This is a genomic window from Bacteroides sp. f07 (genome assembly GCF_042854785.1).
Taxonomy (GTDB): Bacteria; Bacteroidota; Bacteroidia; order Bacteroidales; family Bacteroidaceae; genus Bacteroides.
This window is the reverse complement of record NZ_BAABXI010000001.1, coordinates 1,130,659-1,146,503: the sequence shown is the minus strand read 5'-3', so window position 1 is coordinate 1,146,503 and position 15,845 is coordinate 1,130,659. Positions and strand designations below refer to the sequence as shown.

At 43.7% G+C, this 15,845-nt stretch carries 10 protein-coding genes; 9 read left to right on the top strand and 1 reads right to left on the bottom strand.

Annotated elements, in window-relative coordinates:
- Positions 1 to 208 precede the first annotated feature (208 nt).
- The 9 genes from ACGHVY_RS04515 to ACGHVY_RS04475 all read left to right on the top strand — a co-directional run bounded on the left by ACGHVY_RS04515 (position 209) and on the right by ACGHVY_RS04475 (position 12,286).
- On the top strand, positions 209 to 2,425 hold the full coding sequence (locus ACGHVY_RS04515) for a patatin-like phospholipase family protein (RefSeq protein WP_390597420.1): 2,217 nt from the start codon (positions 209 to 211) through the stop codon (positions 2,423 to 2,425).
- Between the two features lie 451 nt (positions 2,426 to 2,876).
- The gene (locus ACGHVY_RS04510) at positions 2,877 to 3,146 is read left to right on the top strand and encodes a hypothetical protein (RefSeq protein ID WP_308746942.1); all 270 of its coding nucleotides are present in this window, start codon (positions 2,877 to 2,879) and stop codon (positions 3,144 to 3,146) included.
- 7 nt (positions 3,147 to 3,153) lie between these two features.
- Positions 3,154 to 3,708, top strand: a complete 555-nt coding sequence (locus tag ACGHVY_RS04505) for a 1-acyl-sn-glycerol-3-phosphate acyltransferase (protein WP_308746943.1) — start codon at positions 3,154 to 3,156, stop codon at positions 3,706 to 3,708.
- Between the two features lie 24 nt (positions 3,709 to 3,732).
- Positions 3,733 to 4,509 carry an amidohydrolase gene (locus tag ACGHVY_RS04500; RefSeq protein WP_390597417.1) on the top strand — a complete coding sequence of 259 codons (777 nt, stop codon included), beginning with the start codon at positions 3,733 to 3,735 and terminating at the stop codon, positions 4,507 to 4,509.
- 148 nt (positions 4,510 to 4,657) lie between these two features.
- Positions 4,658 to 6,649, top strand: a complete 1,992-nt coding sequence (locus ACGHVY_RS04495; RefSeq protein WP_308746945.1) for a glucosamine-6-phosphate deaminase — start codon at positions 4,658 to 4,660, stop codon at positions 6,647 to 6,649.
- A 128-nt stretch (positions 6,650 to 6,777) separates the two neighbouring features.
- Complete coding sequence (locus ACGHVY_RS04490; RefSeq protein ID WP_390597414.1) at positions 6,778 to 9,687, top strand: xanthan lyase; 2,910 nt, start codon at positions 6,778 to 6,780, stop codon at positions 9,685 to 9,687.
- Positions 9,688 to 9,766: 79 nt separating this feature from the next.
- A complete protein-coding gene (locus ACGHVY_RS04485; protein WP_308746947.1) occupies positions 9,767 to 10,081 on the top strand; it encodes a hypothetical protein in 315 nt (104 codons plus the stop codon).
- Between the two features lie 2 nt (positions 10,082 to 10,083).
- Positions 10,084 to 10,308 (top strand): sulfurtransferase TusA family protein, encoded by a 225-nt coding sequence (locus ACGHVY_RS04480; RefSeq protein WP_390597413.1) that lies wholly within the window; start codon positions 10,084 to 10,086, stop codon positions 10,306 to 10,308.
- 85 nt (positions 10,309 to 10,393) lie between these two features.
- Positions 10,394 to 12,286, top strand: coding sequence for a YgiQ family radical SAM protein (locus tag ACGHVY_RS04475; protein ID WP_390599647.1), 1,893 nt, complete (start codon positions 10,394 to 10,396; stop codon positions 12,284 to 12,286).
- Between the two features lie 18 nt (positions 12,287 to 12,304).
- Here the strand turns inward: ACGHVY_RS04475 and mfd are convergent, their stop codons facing one another.
- Positions 12,305 to 15,682, bottom strand: coding sequence for a transcription-repair coupling factor (mfd, locus tag ACGHVY_RS04470; protein WP_390597411.1), 3,378 nt, complete (start codon positions 15,680 to 15,682; stop codon positions 12,305 to 12,307).
- Positions 15,683 to 15,845: the final 163 nt, after the last annotated feature.

Below are 15,845 nucleotides of genomic sequence, written 5' to 3'. Positions count from 1 at the left end.
AACTATTTACACTACCTATTTATTGGTATTCAGTCCATTATACGCTGTCATTCCAGATGCAGGAATGTGGAATTTGCCGGGTAATGTGTAGAAATAATCCACAATTCCGACTTTTGGAACATTTTTTTTAATTCCCATATCAACAACTAAACAAATTATACCCTACATTTGTATTATAATAAAAACAACAATACTAGACCGTGTCCTAATGAAAAAACAAATCTTTTCAACATTAGTTTTGTCAATTTGCATCTTATTGCCTTTTTCTTTGCATTCTCAGGAGCAACGCAAAAAGGTGGGAGTAGTTCTGAGCGGTGGCGGTGCCAAAGGAATGGCACACATCAAAGCATTGAAAGTGATTGAGGAAGCCGGAATCCCTATTGATTACATAGCCGGAACCAGCATGGGGGCTATCGTAGGTGGTCTTTACGCCATCGGATACACACCGGAACAACTGGATAGTATGGTACGGAAACAAAACTGGACATTCCTGCTCAGTGACCGGGTCAAACGAAGTTCCATGTCACTGACCGACCGTGAACGCTCTGAGAAGTTTGTCATCTCCATACCTTTCACCAAAACTCCCAAAGACGCAGCTACGGGAGGAATCATGAAAGGACAGAATCTCGCCAATTTATTCTCGGACCTGACGATGGGGTATCATGACTCTATCGACTTCAATAAACTTCCCATACCCTTTGCCTGTGTAGCGGCTGATATTGTAAAAGGAGATCAAATCGTATTCCGCAACGGAATACTTTCTACTGCTATGCGTGCGAGTATGGCCATTCCAGGCGCATTCACCCCGGTACGACAGGACAGTATGGTGCTGGTAGATGGTGGTATTGTCAACAATTACCCGGCAGATGTAGTCAAAGCAATGGGAGCCGATATTATTATCGGGGTTGATGTACAGAACGCTCTGAAAACAGCAGACAAACTAAACAGTGTCCCTGATATTTTAGGACAGATTGTAGACATTACCTGCCAGACGAACCATGAAAAAAATGTAGATCTCACAGATACCTATATCCGTGTGAATGTGGACGGCTATTCTTCCGCCAGTTTCACGCCTGCCGCCATCGACACATTGATGCAAAGAGGCGAAGAAGCGGCAAGGGAACAATGGAACTCTCTGCTTGCCCTGAAAAAGAAAATAGGAATACCGGACGATTATAAGCCCAAACAACATGGTCCCTACTCTTCCCTTTCTAACGTACGTACCATCTATGTGACGGACATTTCCTTCACCGGTGTGAAAGCCGACGACAAGAAATGGCTAATGAAGAAGTGTAACCTGAAAGAAAACAGTAACATCTCTACTCAACAGATAGAACAAGCCTTGTTCCAGTTACGTGGCAGCCAGTCTTATTCCAGTGCCAGTTATACATTGACAGACACTCCCGAAGGCTATCACCTCAACTTCCTATTGCAAGAGAAATATGAGAGAAGAATCAATTTGGGCATCCGTTTCGATTCGGAAGAAATAGCGTCTCTGCTACTCAACGCAACGGCAGATCTCAAAACCCACATCCCTTCCCGCCTGTCCCTTACCGGACGACTGGGAAAACGATATGCCGCCCGTATAGACTATACTCTCGAACCGATGCAACAACGCAATTTCAACTTCTCATATATGTTCCAATACAATGATATCAACATATATGAGGAAGGCGACCGTGCTTATAACACTACTTATAAATATCATTTAGCCGAATTCGGTTTCTCTGATGTATGGTACAAGAACTTCCGCTTCGGGCTAGGACTTCGTTTCGAATATTATAAGTATAAGGATTTCCTGTTCAAGAAACCGGAATTCATCGGATTGAATGTAGAATCAGAGCATTTCCTGAGTTATTTTGCGCAGGTACAATATAATACTTATGATAAGGGATATTTCCCCGCCAAGGGTAGTGATTTCAAAGCAGCCTATTCACTCTATACGGATAACATGGCACAATACAATGACCATGCCCCATTCTCTGCATTGAGCGCTTCGTGGGCGAGCGTCATTCCCATCACCCGTCGTTTTTCCATCATTCCTTCCATTTACGGGCGTATCCTGATTGGAAAAGGATTCCCATATCCTCTGCAAAATGCGATTGGCAGTGAAGTACCCGGTTTTTATATCCCGCAGCAATTGCCTTTTGCAGGAATTACCAACCTGGAACTGATGGATAATACAATCATGATTGCATCGTTAAAATTCAGACAGCGCATGGGAGCTATCCATTACCTCACCCTGACAGGAAATTACGGACTGACAAACAGTAATTTCTTTGAGGTATTGAAGGGCAAACAATTATTCGGTATCAGTGCCGGTTACGGAATGGACAGTATCTTCGGACCATTGGAAATATCATTGGGATATTCCAATCAGACGGATAAAGGAAGTTGCTTCGTGAATCTGGGATATTATTTCTAAAGTTGCATTGCCATTCAAAGCAGAAGAATTCCGGGTACTACAGCGATAAATACCTTGTACTTGTCTTTCGTAACTCTTCTATATCATTGGGCTAAATGCAGTACTTGCCACCAACAGGTCTCCTATATGTTTTGTCCTATTCAAGTACCAGTTTTTAACCCTCAGAATATATAACACAAAAGTCGCCTTCAGCTCTGGCTTGAACTTTGAAACGACTTGATAGAGGGTGATTCGGCTGAAAGCATCCCCTGAAAGGGAGACATTTCGCTTTCAGCCAAATCTTTCGATGAAATGGAGCATTTAAAAAAGAGACTGAAGGCTGAAAGCGGTTGTACAGCAAGAAGATAACAGCTCGAATAATGTTTTTTTCGATTATTTATTCGCCTGAATCAAAGAAAGTGCCTATCTTTACCGCAAATATTTTTATTATTCACCATTAAATATGAAGATTATGGCAAATAGAAGAGAACTCAAAAAGAACGTAAACTATATCGCAGGAGAATTGTTCACCGAGTGTTTAATCAACAGTATGTTTATCCCTGGAACTGACAAAGCTAAAGCTGATGAGCTAATGGCTGAAGTACTGAAGATGCAGGATGAATTTGTAACCCGCATCAGCCACACAGAACCGGGAAATGTGAAAGGTTTTTATAAGAAATTCCGTGCAGACTTTAATGCAAAGGTAAACGAGATTATTGAAGCTATCGGGAAATTGAACTAAAAGCAGAATGAAGAAAGCAATTTATAGCTTTATCTATTACCGCCTGTTAGGGTGGAAGACAAACGTTACGGTACCTAATTATGATAAATGCGTGATATGTGCCGCTCCACACACAACAAACTTTGATTTATTTATTGGAAAACTGTTTTATGGCGCCTTAGGCCGCAAGACAAGTTTCATGATGAAAAAAGAATGGTTTTTCTTTCCGCTCGGACTTTTTTTCAAAGCAGTGGGCGGGATTCCTGTAGACCGCAGCCGGAAGACGTCGTTAGTCGACCAGATGGTTCACCATTTTGCCGAGTGCAATAAGTTCCACCTGGCTATCACTCCCGAAGGAACCCGTAAAGCGAATCCAAACTGGAAGAAAGGTTTTTATTTTATCGCCTTGAAGGCCCAGGTCCCTATTGTCCTGATTGGCATTGATTATACCAAAAAGACAATTTCGGCAACAAAAGCCATCATGCCATCGGGAGATATCAACAAGGATATGAGAGAAATCAAACTTTATTTCAAGGACTTTAAAGGTAAACATCCTGAGAATTTTGTTCTTGGCGAACTTTAAATATTAGTATAGAGGTATTCAATTATGGAGTCTATCCGTATTTCCATAGTACAAACCGATATCGTTTGGGAAAATAAACAAGAAAATCTCCGTCTGCTCCACGAAAAGCTGCAAAGCCTCCGTGGAACAACGGAGATTGTTGTTTTACCGGAGATGTTCTCTACCGGATTCAGTATGCAAAGCGAAATGCTGGCAGAATCAAACTCCGGCGAAACGGCTACAACTCTCAAACAATGGGCCTCGCAATTCCAACTGGCTATCTGCGGCAGTTATATAGCAGCAGATAACGGGCGGTTCTTCAATCGCGCCTTCTTTCTGACTCCCGAAGGAGAAGGATTCTATTATGACAAACGACACCTGTTCCGTATGGGACGGGAAGCAGAACACTTCTCAGCGGGTGACAAACGGCTCATTATCCCCTACCGTGGATGGAATATCTGCCTGCTTGTCTGCTATGACCTTCGTTTCCCGGTATGGAGCCGGAATGTAAACAACGGATACGACCTATTAATATATGTAGCAAACTGGCCTGTCCCCCGCCGCCTGGCATGGGATACCCTGCTGCGCGCACGTGCACTCGAAAATCAATGTTATGTATGCGGCGTGAACAGAACCGGAACCGATGGATATCATTTGGAATATAACGGAGGCAGCAGAGTTTACTCGGCTTTTGGCGAAGAAATAGCTTCTCTGCCCGACGGACAAGAGGGAATAGCTACGACAACGCTCAATCCGGTCTCTCTCAACCAATTCAGAGAGAAGTTTCCGGTATGGAAAGATGCCGACGAATTTCATCTATAGGATATGCTATAAAACAAATGTTAAAAACGGATTGAAACGACAACAATACCTTGAAGTAGGTAGTTAATAATATAGACTTCTTTTGTATCTTTGTCGTGAAAATACAGTCGTAAGGACGCTAATCTTACATAACTTAATTAACAACTTTATGAAAACAAATCTTAGTTCTCAAATCAGTCTCCACCGGGTCTCCCCCAGATATTACAGACCGGAGAATGCATTTGAAAAATCAGTCTTGACAAGACTCGAAAAAATCCCCACAGACATCTATGAATCTGTAGAAGAAGGCGCTAACTACATTGCTCGCGAAATAGCACAGACCATCCGCGAAAAGCAAAAGGCAGGACGTTTCTGCGTATTGGCACTGCCAGGCGGTGATTCGCCCAGACACGTATATACGGAACTTATCCGCATGCACAAGGAAGAAGGACTCAGCTTCCGCAACGTGATCGTATTTAACATGTACGAATATTATCCATTGTCTCCCGATGCTGTCAACAGCAACTTCAACGCTTTGAAGAATATGTTGCTGGATCATATCGACATCGACAAGCAGAATATATTCACCCCGGATGGAAGCATTGCCAAAGATACTATCTTTGAATACTGCCGTCTGTACGAACAGCGTATTGAAAGCTTTGGTGGTATTGATATTGCTTTGCTGGGTATCGGTCGTGTAGGAAATATCGCATTCAACGAACCGGGTTCACGCTTGAATTCTACCACCCGCCTGATTTTGCTGGATAATGCATCACGCAATGAGGCAGCCAAGATTTTCGGAACGATGGATAATACTCCTATCAGTTCTATTACGATGGGTGTAGCTACCATTCTCGGCGCTAAGAAAGTTTATCTGCTTGCATGGGGTGAAAACAAGGCAGCCATGATTAAAGAATGTGTGGAAGGTGCCATCACCGACACGATTCCTGCATCTTACCTGCAAACTCACAACAACGCGCATGTCGCTCTCGACCTTTCGGCAGCCATGAACCTGACACGTATCCAACGTCCGTGGCTGGTAACTTCCTGCGAATGGAACGACAAGTTGATCCGTAGTGCTATCGTCTGGTTATGCCAGTTGACAGGCAAGCCTATCCTGAAACTGACCAATAAAGACTATAACGAAAACGGCTTGAGTGAACTGTTGGCTCTTTATGGCTCTGCATACAATGTAAATATCAAGATTTTCAATGATTTGCAGCACACCATCACCGGATGGCCGGGTGGCAAACCGAATGCTGACGACACTTACCGTCCTGAACGTGCCAAACCGTTCCCGAAGCGTGTAATTATCTTCTCTCCACATCCGGATGATGACGTAATCTCCATGGGGGGAACGCTTCGCCGCTTGGTAGAACAGAAGCATGAAGTACATGTAGCATACGAAACTTCCGGTAATATCGCCGTAGGTGATGAAGAAGTAGTTCGTTTCATGCATTTCATCAACGGATTCAACCAGCTTTTCAACAATAGCGAGGACCAGGTTATCAATGAGAAATATGCAGAAATACGTAACTTCCTGAAAAATAAGAAGGATGGTGATATGGACAGTCGTGACATTCTGACTATCAAAGGTCTGATTCGTCGTGGTGAAGCCCGTACAGCTTCCACTTACAACAATATCCCGCTGGATCGTGTACACTTCCTCGACCTGCCGTTCTATGAAACTGGTAAGATTCAGAAGAATCCTATCAGCGAAGCGGACGTGGAAATCGTACGTAACCTGCTCCGCGAAATAAAGCCTCATCAGATATTCGTAGCTGGCGACCTTGCCGACCCGCATGGAACACACCGTGTATGTACGGATGCTGTTTTTGCTGCCGTCGACCTCGAAAAAGAAGAGGGTGCAAAATGGTTGAAAGACTGCCGCATCTGGATGTATCGTGGCGCGTGGGCTGAATGGGAAATTGAAAACATCGAAATGGCAGTGCCTATCAGTCCGGAAGAACTTCGTGCAAAACGTAATTCTATCTTGAAACATCAGTCTCAGATGGAAAGCGCTCCGTTCCTGGGTAATGACGAACGTTTGTTCTGGCAGCGTAGTGAAGACCGCAACCGCGGTACAGCTACTTTGTACGACCAGTTAGGACTGGCTTCTTACGAAGCAATGGAAGCATTTGTGGAATATATTCCATTATAAGGAAAAACATTCTTGATTAAGAGAACATAAAAACAATGAAAGAAGAGTGGGAAGTTTGGATACTTCTCACTCTTTTTTTGTTTATTTTTGCGGGCAATCTGTGATACATGACCTAAAAGAATTGAATGATGAAAAAAATAATAGTGTTTTTTCTATGCCTTACGCTCGGCATAAACTTCCTTTCCGCACAGGATATTGAAAGGAATATAAAAGAACGGTTAACCGATTATTTCGGCAAATATACCGCAACAGCTAAAATCAGCACACCCAAACTGAATAATATCGATATTAATTATGACCGCAAAACGATTACTGTCTATGTTTCGGAAAGTTTCGCTTACCAACCTTTCCGCCCAGAAACGGTAGAAACGATTTATAATCAAATAAAAGAATTGCTCCCCGGCCCTGTCCATTATTATCAACTGACGATTTATGCGGACGGAAAGCCTATTGAAGAACTGGTTCCTAATTTGTATCGGAACAAGAAAAAAGACAAGGAGCGAATGTCTCTGAACGTTGATTATAAAGGAGCGCCCTGGGTAAAAAACATCTCACGGCCTAATGATATTTCACGCGGATTGCAAGACCGTCACATTGCAATCTGGCAAAGTCATGGCAATTACTTCAAGAATGACAAGAGCGAATGGGGATGGCAACGTCCCCGCCTATTCTGCACTACGGAAGATTTGTTCACCCAATCTTTCGTTCTTCCTTATGTAATTCCCATGCTGGAAAATGCCGGTGCCATCGTTTATACTCCCCGCGAACGGGATACGCAAAAGAATGAAATCATAGTAGACAATGATATGCCCAACGCTTCCCTTTATCTGGAAGTAGGAAGTAAAAAAGCAAAATGGGCAATGGCTCCTGTAAAAGGATTCGCCCAAAAGAAGACGATTTATAGGGATGGGGAAAATCCGTTCACCGACGGAACCTGCCGTTTCATCTCCACCGAGAGAAAGAAAAAGAAAAATAAGGATCAGGCATTTGCCGAATGGGTACCTAACCTGCCGGCAACAGGCGAATACGCCGTTTACGTTTCTTATCAGACACTGCCGAATAGCGTCAGCGATGCCAAGTACCTCGTTTTTCATAATGGCGGAGTTACAGAATTTAAAGTAAATCAAAAAATAGGTGGAGGCACGTGGGTTTATCTAGGTACTTTTGAATTTGACAAGGGAAATAATGACTATGGCATGGTTGTATTAAGTAACGAAAGCAATGAGCATGGTGTAGTATGTGCCGATGCGGTACGTTTTGGCGGAGGAATGGGCAATATTTCCCGGGGCGGAAAGATCAGCGGACTGCCCCGTTACCTCGAAGGAGCGCGTTACTCGGCACAATGGGCAGGAATGCCATCCGAAGTATATGCCGGACGCAAAGGTGAAAATGATTATGTGGATGATATCAATACACGTTCCAATGCTATTAATTATTTATCGGGCGGTTCCGTTTATAATCCGAACCAACCGGGATTGCGTGTGCCGTTGGAAATGACAATGGCACTGCATAGTGACGCAGGATGCAGTAAAACAGATGAATTGATTGGTTCGCTCGGCATTTATACAACTGACTTTAATAATGGCAAACTGAACACGGGAACAGATCGGTATGCATCACGTGACCTAACCGATATCCTGCTTTCTCAGATTCAGAAAGATATTCATTCGAGCTATAACCTGCCCTGGACACGCCGGAGTATGTGGAACCGGAATTATAGCGAGACGCGGCTTCCCGCCACTCCTTCTACGATCATCGAGTTACTTTCTCATCAGAACTTCGCTGATATGCAGTTGGGACACGATCCGAATTTCAAATTTACCGTAGGACGTGCCATTTATAAAGGTATCTTGCAGTTTATTACCAGCCAACATGACAAAGAATATGTAGTGCAACCTTTGCCTGTTAGTAATTTCGCTATCCGTTTCGGAAAAAAGAAGAATACGCTGGAACTTTCCTGGAAAGGTGAGGATGATCCACAAGAGCCTACTGCCCGTCCACGGGAATACATTGTATATACACGCATCGGTTACGGTGGATTTGACAATGGAACTTTAGTCAGCAAACCGTCTTATACAGTCAAGATAGAGCCGGGACTTGTTTATTCATTTAAAGTGACTGCCGTTAACCGGGGTGGAGAAAGTTTCCCATCCGAGATTCTTTCCGCCTATAAAGCAAAACGGGAACGGGAAAAGGTATTAATCATCAATGGATTTGACAGAATCAGCGGTCCGGCTGTTATTAATACTTTTGATAAAGCGGGATTCGATTTAGAACAAGATCCCGGAGTTCCGTACCTGTCGAATATTTCATTCAGCGGAGCACAGACCGGATTCGACCGTTCGCAGGCAGGTAAAGAGGGAGAAGGTAGCCTGGGGCATAGCGGAAGCGAATTAGAAGGAATGAAAATTGCAGGAAATACGTTTGATTATCCTTTTATTCACGGGAAAGCGATTCAGGCGGTCGGAAAATATAGTTTCGTGTCATGCAGCGATGAAGCAGTAGAGAACGGATTGGTGACACTGGAAGATTATCCGATAGTGGATTATATCCTGGGATTGGAAAAAGAAGACCCTGCAAGTAAAGCCTACTATAAAACATTCTCCTCGGCTATGCAACGGATTATCACCAGCTATTGCCAGTCGGGTGGTAACATATTGGTTAGTGGTGCCTATGTGGGAAGCGATATGAGCGGAACACAAGGAAACCGGGAGTTTACGGAGAAAACGCTGAAGTACGGTTACCAAAGTAGTTTGACTGATAAGACCTCAAACCGGATCAATGGACTGGGACGTACGATTACCATCCCACGTGTTCCCAACGAGAACAGTTATGCCGTTCCTGCACCGGATTGTATCGTTCCGGCAGATACTGCTTTTCCGGTATTTACCTATGTTCCGGGCAACCAAAGTGCGGGCATCGCCTACAAAGGAAACTACCGCACTTTTGTATTGGGTTTTCCTTTTGAAAGCATTCAATCGGAAGTTAATCGGGCAACTATTATGGCAGGCATATTGGGATTCTTTACTCAGAAATAAAAAATATCCTTTTTTTTAATCTGTTTCTCATTTTAAATTCTATCTTTGCTACTGTAATAACCCTTAAAACTAGAAAAAGATGTATACTATACAAGCAAATCCCAGCGGTACGCGCAGCATAGAAGTATCTAACGAAAACTTGAGAACAATTGAAAAATATGCTCTGTTCCGCCATCTCATCGACAGTACCGGCATTGTAGATGAGGCAGTTCTGGATAAGTTGAAACTAAATATCCGCTCCCTTATCGCCAGCCAGGAAGAAGACAGCAAAGACTTGCTGGACCTCTGTATCGATGTGATTTATCACAATAATATGAAAGCATTCGGTTTGCAGCAACTTATCAAGCTTTATCTCACCTGGCTTTCCAGTCCGGAAACGGAAGAAGAGGAATAACCATGATTACGGTAGATACTCGCGGAACAACAGCTTACAGTCCGCTGATTCCTGCAATAAAAGCCATGTGTGGTGCTTCTCCCGGTGAAACGATAGAGATTATAATGAACCATGCCGACGCATTTCAGGATTTGAAAGAATATCTTTCCGAGCAAGGTATCGGTTTCCGCGAAATCTACGACGGAGAACAGATGACATTAGAGTTCATAATCAATAAGAAGTTTTGAAAAAACATCCTAATGATTGAAGTTAAACATCCCAATGAATAAAAAAATCATTGGGATGTTTTTTTATTATCCGTATCTTTGCGGCATGAAAGAATATCGATTGACTGATTGGTTACCCACTACTAAAAAAGAAGTAGAACTTCGCGGATGGAATGAATTGGACGTCATTCTCTTCAGCGCGGATGCTTATGTGGATCATCCTTCTTTTGGCGCTGCCGTTATCGGGCGTATTCTCGAAGCGGAAGGTTTGAAAATAGCCATCGTACCTCAACCTAACTGGCGTGATGACCTACGTGATTTCAAAAAACTGGGACGTCCCCGTCTGTTCTTCGGCATCTCTGGTGGATGTATGGACTCGATGGTAAACAAATATACAGCCAACAAACGACTGCGTAGTGAGGATGCCTATACCCCGGACGGTCGCCCGGATATGCGTCCGGACTACCCTTCTACCGTTTACAGTCAGATTCTGAAAAGGCTTTATCCTGATGCCCCCGTTATCTTAGGCGGCATTGAAGCCAGTATGAGGCGGTTAAGCCATTACGACTATTGGCAGGATAAAGTACAAAAAAGCATTTTATGTGATAGTGGCGCGGACTTGCTCATTTATGGAATGGGTGAAAAGCCAATTGTAGAATTAACCCGGAAAATGAAAAGTTTACTTCCAACAGAAGAAACTTCATTAACCGTCAACGACTTAAAAAAAATTGTTGGAACAATTCCTCAGACAGCCTATCTTTGTCGTGAGATCGAGTGGACTCCCGATGCGGAAGATATCCAGCTCTATTCGCATGAAGAATGTCTGGCAGATAAGAAAAAACAGGCAAGCAATTTCCGCCATATCGAAGAAGAATCCAATAAATATGCGGCTGCACGTATCACGCAGGCTGTAGGGAATAAGATTGTGGTAGTTAATCCTCCTTACCCACCGATGAGCCAGGAAGACCTGGACCGTTCTTTCGATTTACCATATACCCGTATGCCCCATCCCAAATATAAAGGGAAACGGATTCCGGCCTATGACATGATTAAGTTTTCCATCAATATTCATCGGGGATGTTTTGGCGGCTGTGCATTCTGCACTATTTCCGCACATCAGGGGAAGTTTATCGTCAGCCGCAGCAAAGAATCTATTCTGAAAGAGGTAAAAGAGATTATCCAATTACCGGACTTCAAAGGATATTTAAGTGACTTGGGGGGTCCTTCTGCTAACATGTATCAGATGAAAGGAAAAGATGAGTCTATTTGTAAGAAATGCAAACGACCGTCGTGCATTCATCCGAAAGTTTGCCCGAATCTGAATTCGGATCATCGCCCGTTACTGGATATTTATCATGCGGTAGATGCTTTGCCCGGCATAAAAAAATCCTTTATCGGTAGTGGGGTACGTTATGATTTGCTGCTCCATCAAAGCAAAGATGCAGCTATCAATCGCAGTACTGCCGAATATACCCGTGAACTGATTATCAATCACGTCAGCGGCCGTCTGAAAGTGGCTCCCGAGCATACCAGTGAGCGTGTATTGTCTATTATGCGCAAGCCGTCTTTTGAACAGTTCGAAACATTCAAGAAGATATTCGACCGTATCAATAAAGAAGAAAATCTGCGTCAGCAACTGATTCCTTATTTTATCTCTTCACACCCGGGATGCAAGGAAGAAGATATGGCGGAACTCGCCGTTATCACCAAACGGCTGGACTTTCACCTGGAGCAAGTACAGGACTTCACTCCTACTCCGATGACAGTAGCCACCGAAGCATGGTACACGGGATTTCATCCGTACACCTTGGAGCCGGTATTCAGCGCTAAAACTCAACGGGAGAAACTGGCTCAACGCCAATTCTTCTTCTGGTATAAACCGGAAGAACGAAAGAACATCATCAACGAGTTGAGACGTATCGGGCGTCCGGACCTGATAGATAAACTATATGGAAAAGGAAAAGAAGTAGAAAGAAACAAAGGTAGAGGAAAAAGATAAATAGGCAGGACTGACTGTCTATTTATCTTCTTTTACCGGCAGCGCTACAATCTCCTGCAGCACACTGACTGCTGTCTCTACATTCGACACATCCTTAATCAACATACTCCGTTTTCCATTCTGTTCCCTCAAATCACAACGACGGGTATATTTCATCATATAGTCTATAACCTTACCGAAAGCCTGGCTCTGGTAGAACGGACTCTCAGGGTTGGAAACAAAGAACAAGGTCATACGTCCGCCTTTCAAGAATATTTTCTCTGCTCCCAAACGTGCTGCGAGGCGGCGAAGAGGAACAATACGCAACAATTCCTGTGTTTCCGGTGGAACAGGACCAAAACGGTCTTCGAGCCGGGAACGGAAAGCGTCCACGTCTTTATCTAATGTCAAGCCATCCAGTTCGCGATAGAGCAACATACGTTCACTGCTACCGGTTACGTAATTGGCAGGCAACAAAAGCTCAAGATCACTTTCCACCTGACATTCGTCTACAAATCCTTCACCACTAATCTGTCCTTCACCCTTGATTTCATCTGCGTACAAATCCGCAAATTCATCGTTTTTCAGTTCATGGACGGCTTCGGAAAGAATCTTCTGATAAGTTTCATATCCCAAATCGGCAACGAATCCACTTTGTTCTGCACCGAGCAGATTTCCTGCTCCACGAATATCCAAATCCTGCATAGCAATATGGATTCCGCTTCCAAGATCACTAAAGTTCTCGATTGCCTGAAGCCGGCGTTTTCCTTCTGTCGTAAGGCTGCTCAATGGCGGAGCCAGCAGATAGCAGAAAGCTTTCTTATTGCTACGTCCTACTCGACCACGCATTTGGTGAAGGTCACTCAATCCAAAATTTTGGGCTTGATTGATGATGATAGTATTGGCATTCGGAATATCAATACCACTTTCGATAATGGTTGTTGCCAGAAGTACATCATAATCATAGTTGACAAAGTCTAAAATGATTTTCTCCAGTTGCGATGGTTCCATCTGCCCATATCCGATTGCTACACGGCAATCCGGGATATGACGTTCAATCATCGCTTTCAATTCCGGCAGATTGGCAATTCGGTTGTTGACAAAGAAAACCTGACCGTTACGGCTCATTTCAAAATTAATAGCATCCGTGATTACTTCTTCATTGAAGGTGTGAACTTCGGTCTGAATCGGATAACGGTTGGGCGGCGGAGTAGAAATCACACTCAAGTCACGCGCACCCATCAATGAAAATTGAAGTGTACGGGGAATCGGGGTAGCAGTCATCGTCAATGTATCTACATTCACTTTCAACTGACGCAGTTTTTCCTTTACGGAAACTCCGAACTTCTGTTCCTCGTCAACAATCAACAGCCCCAGGTCTTTAAACTGAACATCTTTTCCCAAGATACGGTGTGTGCCTATAAGGATACCGATTTCCCCTTCTTTCAATCCTTTCAGAACCGCTTTGGACTGTGATGCCGTACGTGCGCGACTTAAATAATCTACCCGGCAAGGCAATCCTTTCAAACGTTCGCGGAATGTCTGAAAATGCTGGTAGGCAAGCACTGTTGTCGGCACCAGGACAGCTACCTGTTTATTATCGGCTACCGCTTTGAAAGCAGCACGAACAGCAACCTCTGTTTTTCCGAAACCTACATCTCCGCAAACCAAACGGTCCATCGGACGGTCACTCTCCATATCAGCCTTGACTTCAATAGTCGCTTTACTCTGATCGGGTGTATCTTCATAAATAAAGGACGCTTCCAGTTCACGCTGCAAGAAACTGTCAGGACTATAAGAAAACCCTTTCTCCTGCCGACGTTGCGAGTACAGTTTAATCAAATCACGGGCAATATCCTTTATTTTGCTCTTTGTGCGTTCTTTCAGTTTCTCCCATGCACCCGTGCCCAATTTATTCAGTCGTGGAGCTTCGCCTTCCTTCCCTTTATATTTGGAAACTTTATGCAGGGAATGAATAGAAACGAATACCACATCTTCATTCTGAAAGACCAGTTTCAGAACTTCCTGCGTAGTATCCCCATTCGGAATACGTACCAGCCCTGAGAAACGTCCGATACCATGATCCGTATGCACGACATAATCACCCGGAGTAAACTGATTCAATTCTTTCAACGAAAGAGCTACTTTTCCCGAACGGGCCTTATCGCTTTTTAAATTATATTTATGGAAACGGTCGAACAACTGATGGTCTGTAAAGATACAGAGCCGTAAAGTGTTGTCTACAAATCCTTCATGAATAGTACGCTCGACAGGGGTAAATTGTATCTTATCACCACGATCCTCAAAAATAGCCTTGATGCGCTCCGTTTGCTTTGTACTATCGCTACAGATGTAAAGCGAATATCCTTTTTCCAGATAGTCTTTGAAAGAGTTTGCCACCAAATCAAAATTCTTATGAAAGATAGGTTGGGCGGAAGTACTGAAAGTGATACTGGCATTCGGTGTACCGGTCGGCTTGTTACCAAACTCCAACCGGCGAAAATCAAGCGCACGTATCGTAAATTCACTGCCGTCTATCAATTTTCCCTCCAAAGTAATCCTCCCATTCTCTTCGGCTTCCTGAACAGCTATTGCCTGCGGAGTCAACGCCTCATCATGCACCACCTGTATCCGTTCACGCAACCAAAGGAAATCACGCATCGCCAAAGTCGTCTCTTTCGGGATAAAATCAAGGAAAGAAGTAGTCACATCTCCCGTCACTGCCAAGTCAGGTACAATAGACACTCCGTCTTTCTTCTCACGGGATAACTGGGTTTCCACTTCAAAAGTCCGGACACTCTCTACTTCATCGCCAAAGAAGTCAATACGATAGGGATATTCCGAAGCAAAAGAGAAGACGTCGATAATGCTGCCGCGAACAGCGTATTGTCCCGGTTCATATACATAGTCTACATATTCAAAGCCGTAGCTATGCAAAACGTCCGTTATAAAAGTGGTATCCACTTTCTCGCCGACATTCAGTTTCAACGTTTTGCTGCTCAATTCTTTACGGGACACAACTTTCTCAGCCAACGCATCCGGATAAGTTACGATACACAATCCCTTCTCCCCTTTCTGCAAACGGCTCAGTACTTCCGTACGAAGAATCTCATTCGCCGCGTCTTTTTGGCCATACTTGATGGAACGTCGGAAGGAAGAGGGAAAGAAAAGCACTGTCTCCGCACCCAATATCTGTGTCAGGTCGTGATAGAAATATCCGGCCTCTTCAAGATCACCTAAAATAAATACAAACGGGCAACCACCCTCTTGCACCAATACAGAAGAAAAAAGGGAAGCAGCAGATGCACACAGCCCGCCACAAAAGATAGTTTGAACAGAAGTGTCCTTCAACAAGCGCTTCATAACTGCCGTATTGGGGTGGGCAGCATATTGTTGTTGCAACTCAGTTATTGTCATACCTATTAAAAATTTCATCGCAAAAGTACAAAAAATAATGGGAGTACATACTTAAAGGATAGAAGTATTACAGGAAGGCGCTTCCCAATGAAGTATAGCACACGTTAAATTTTCCTTAGTTCATCTATAACTAAAGGAAAAGAGCTACTTTTGTTTCTAAATT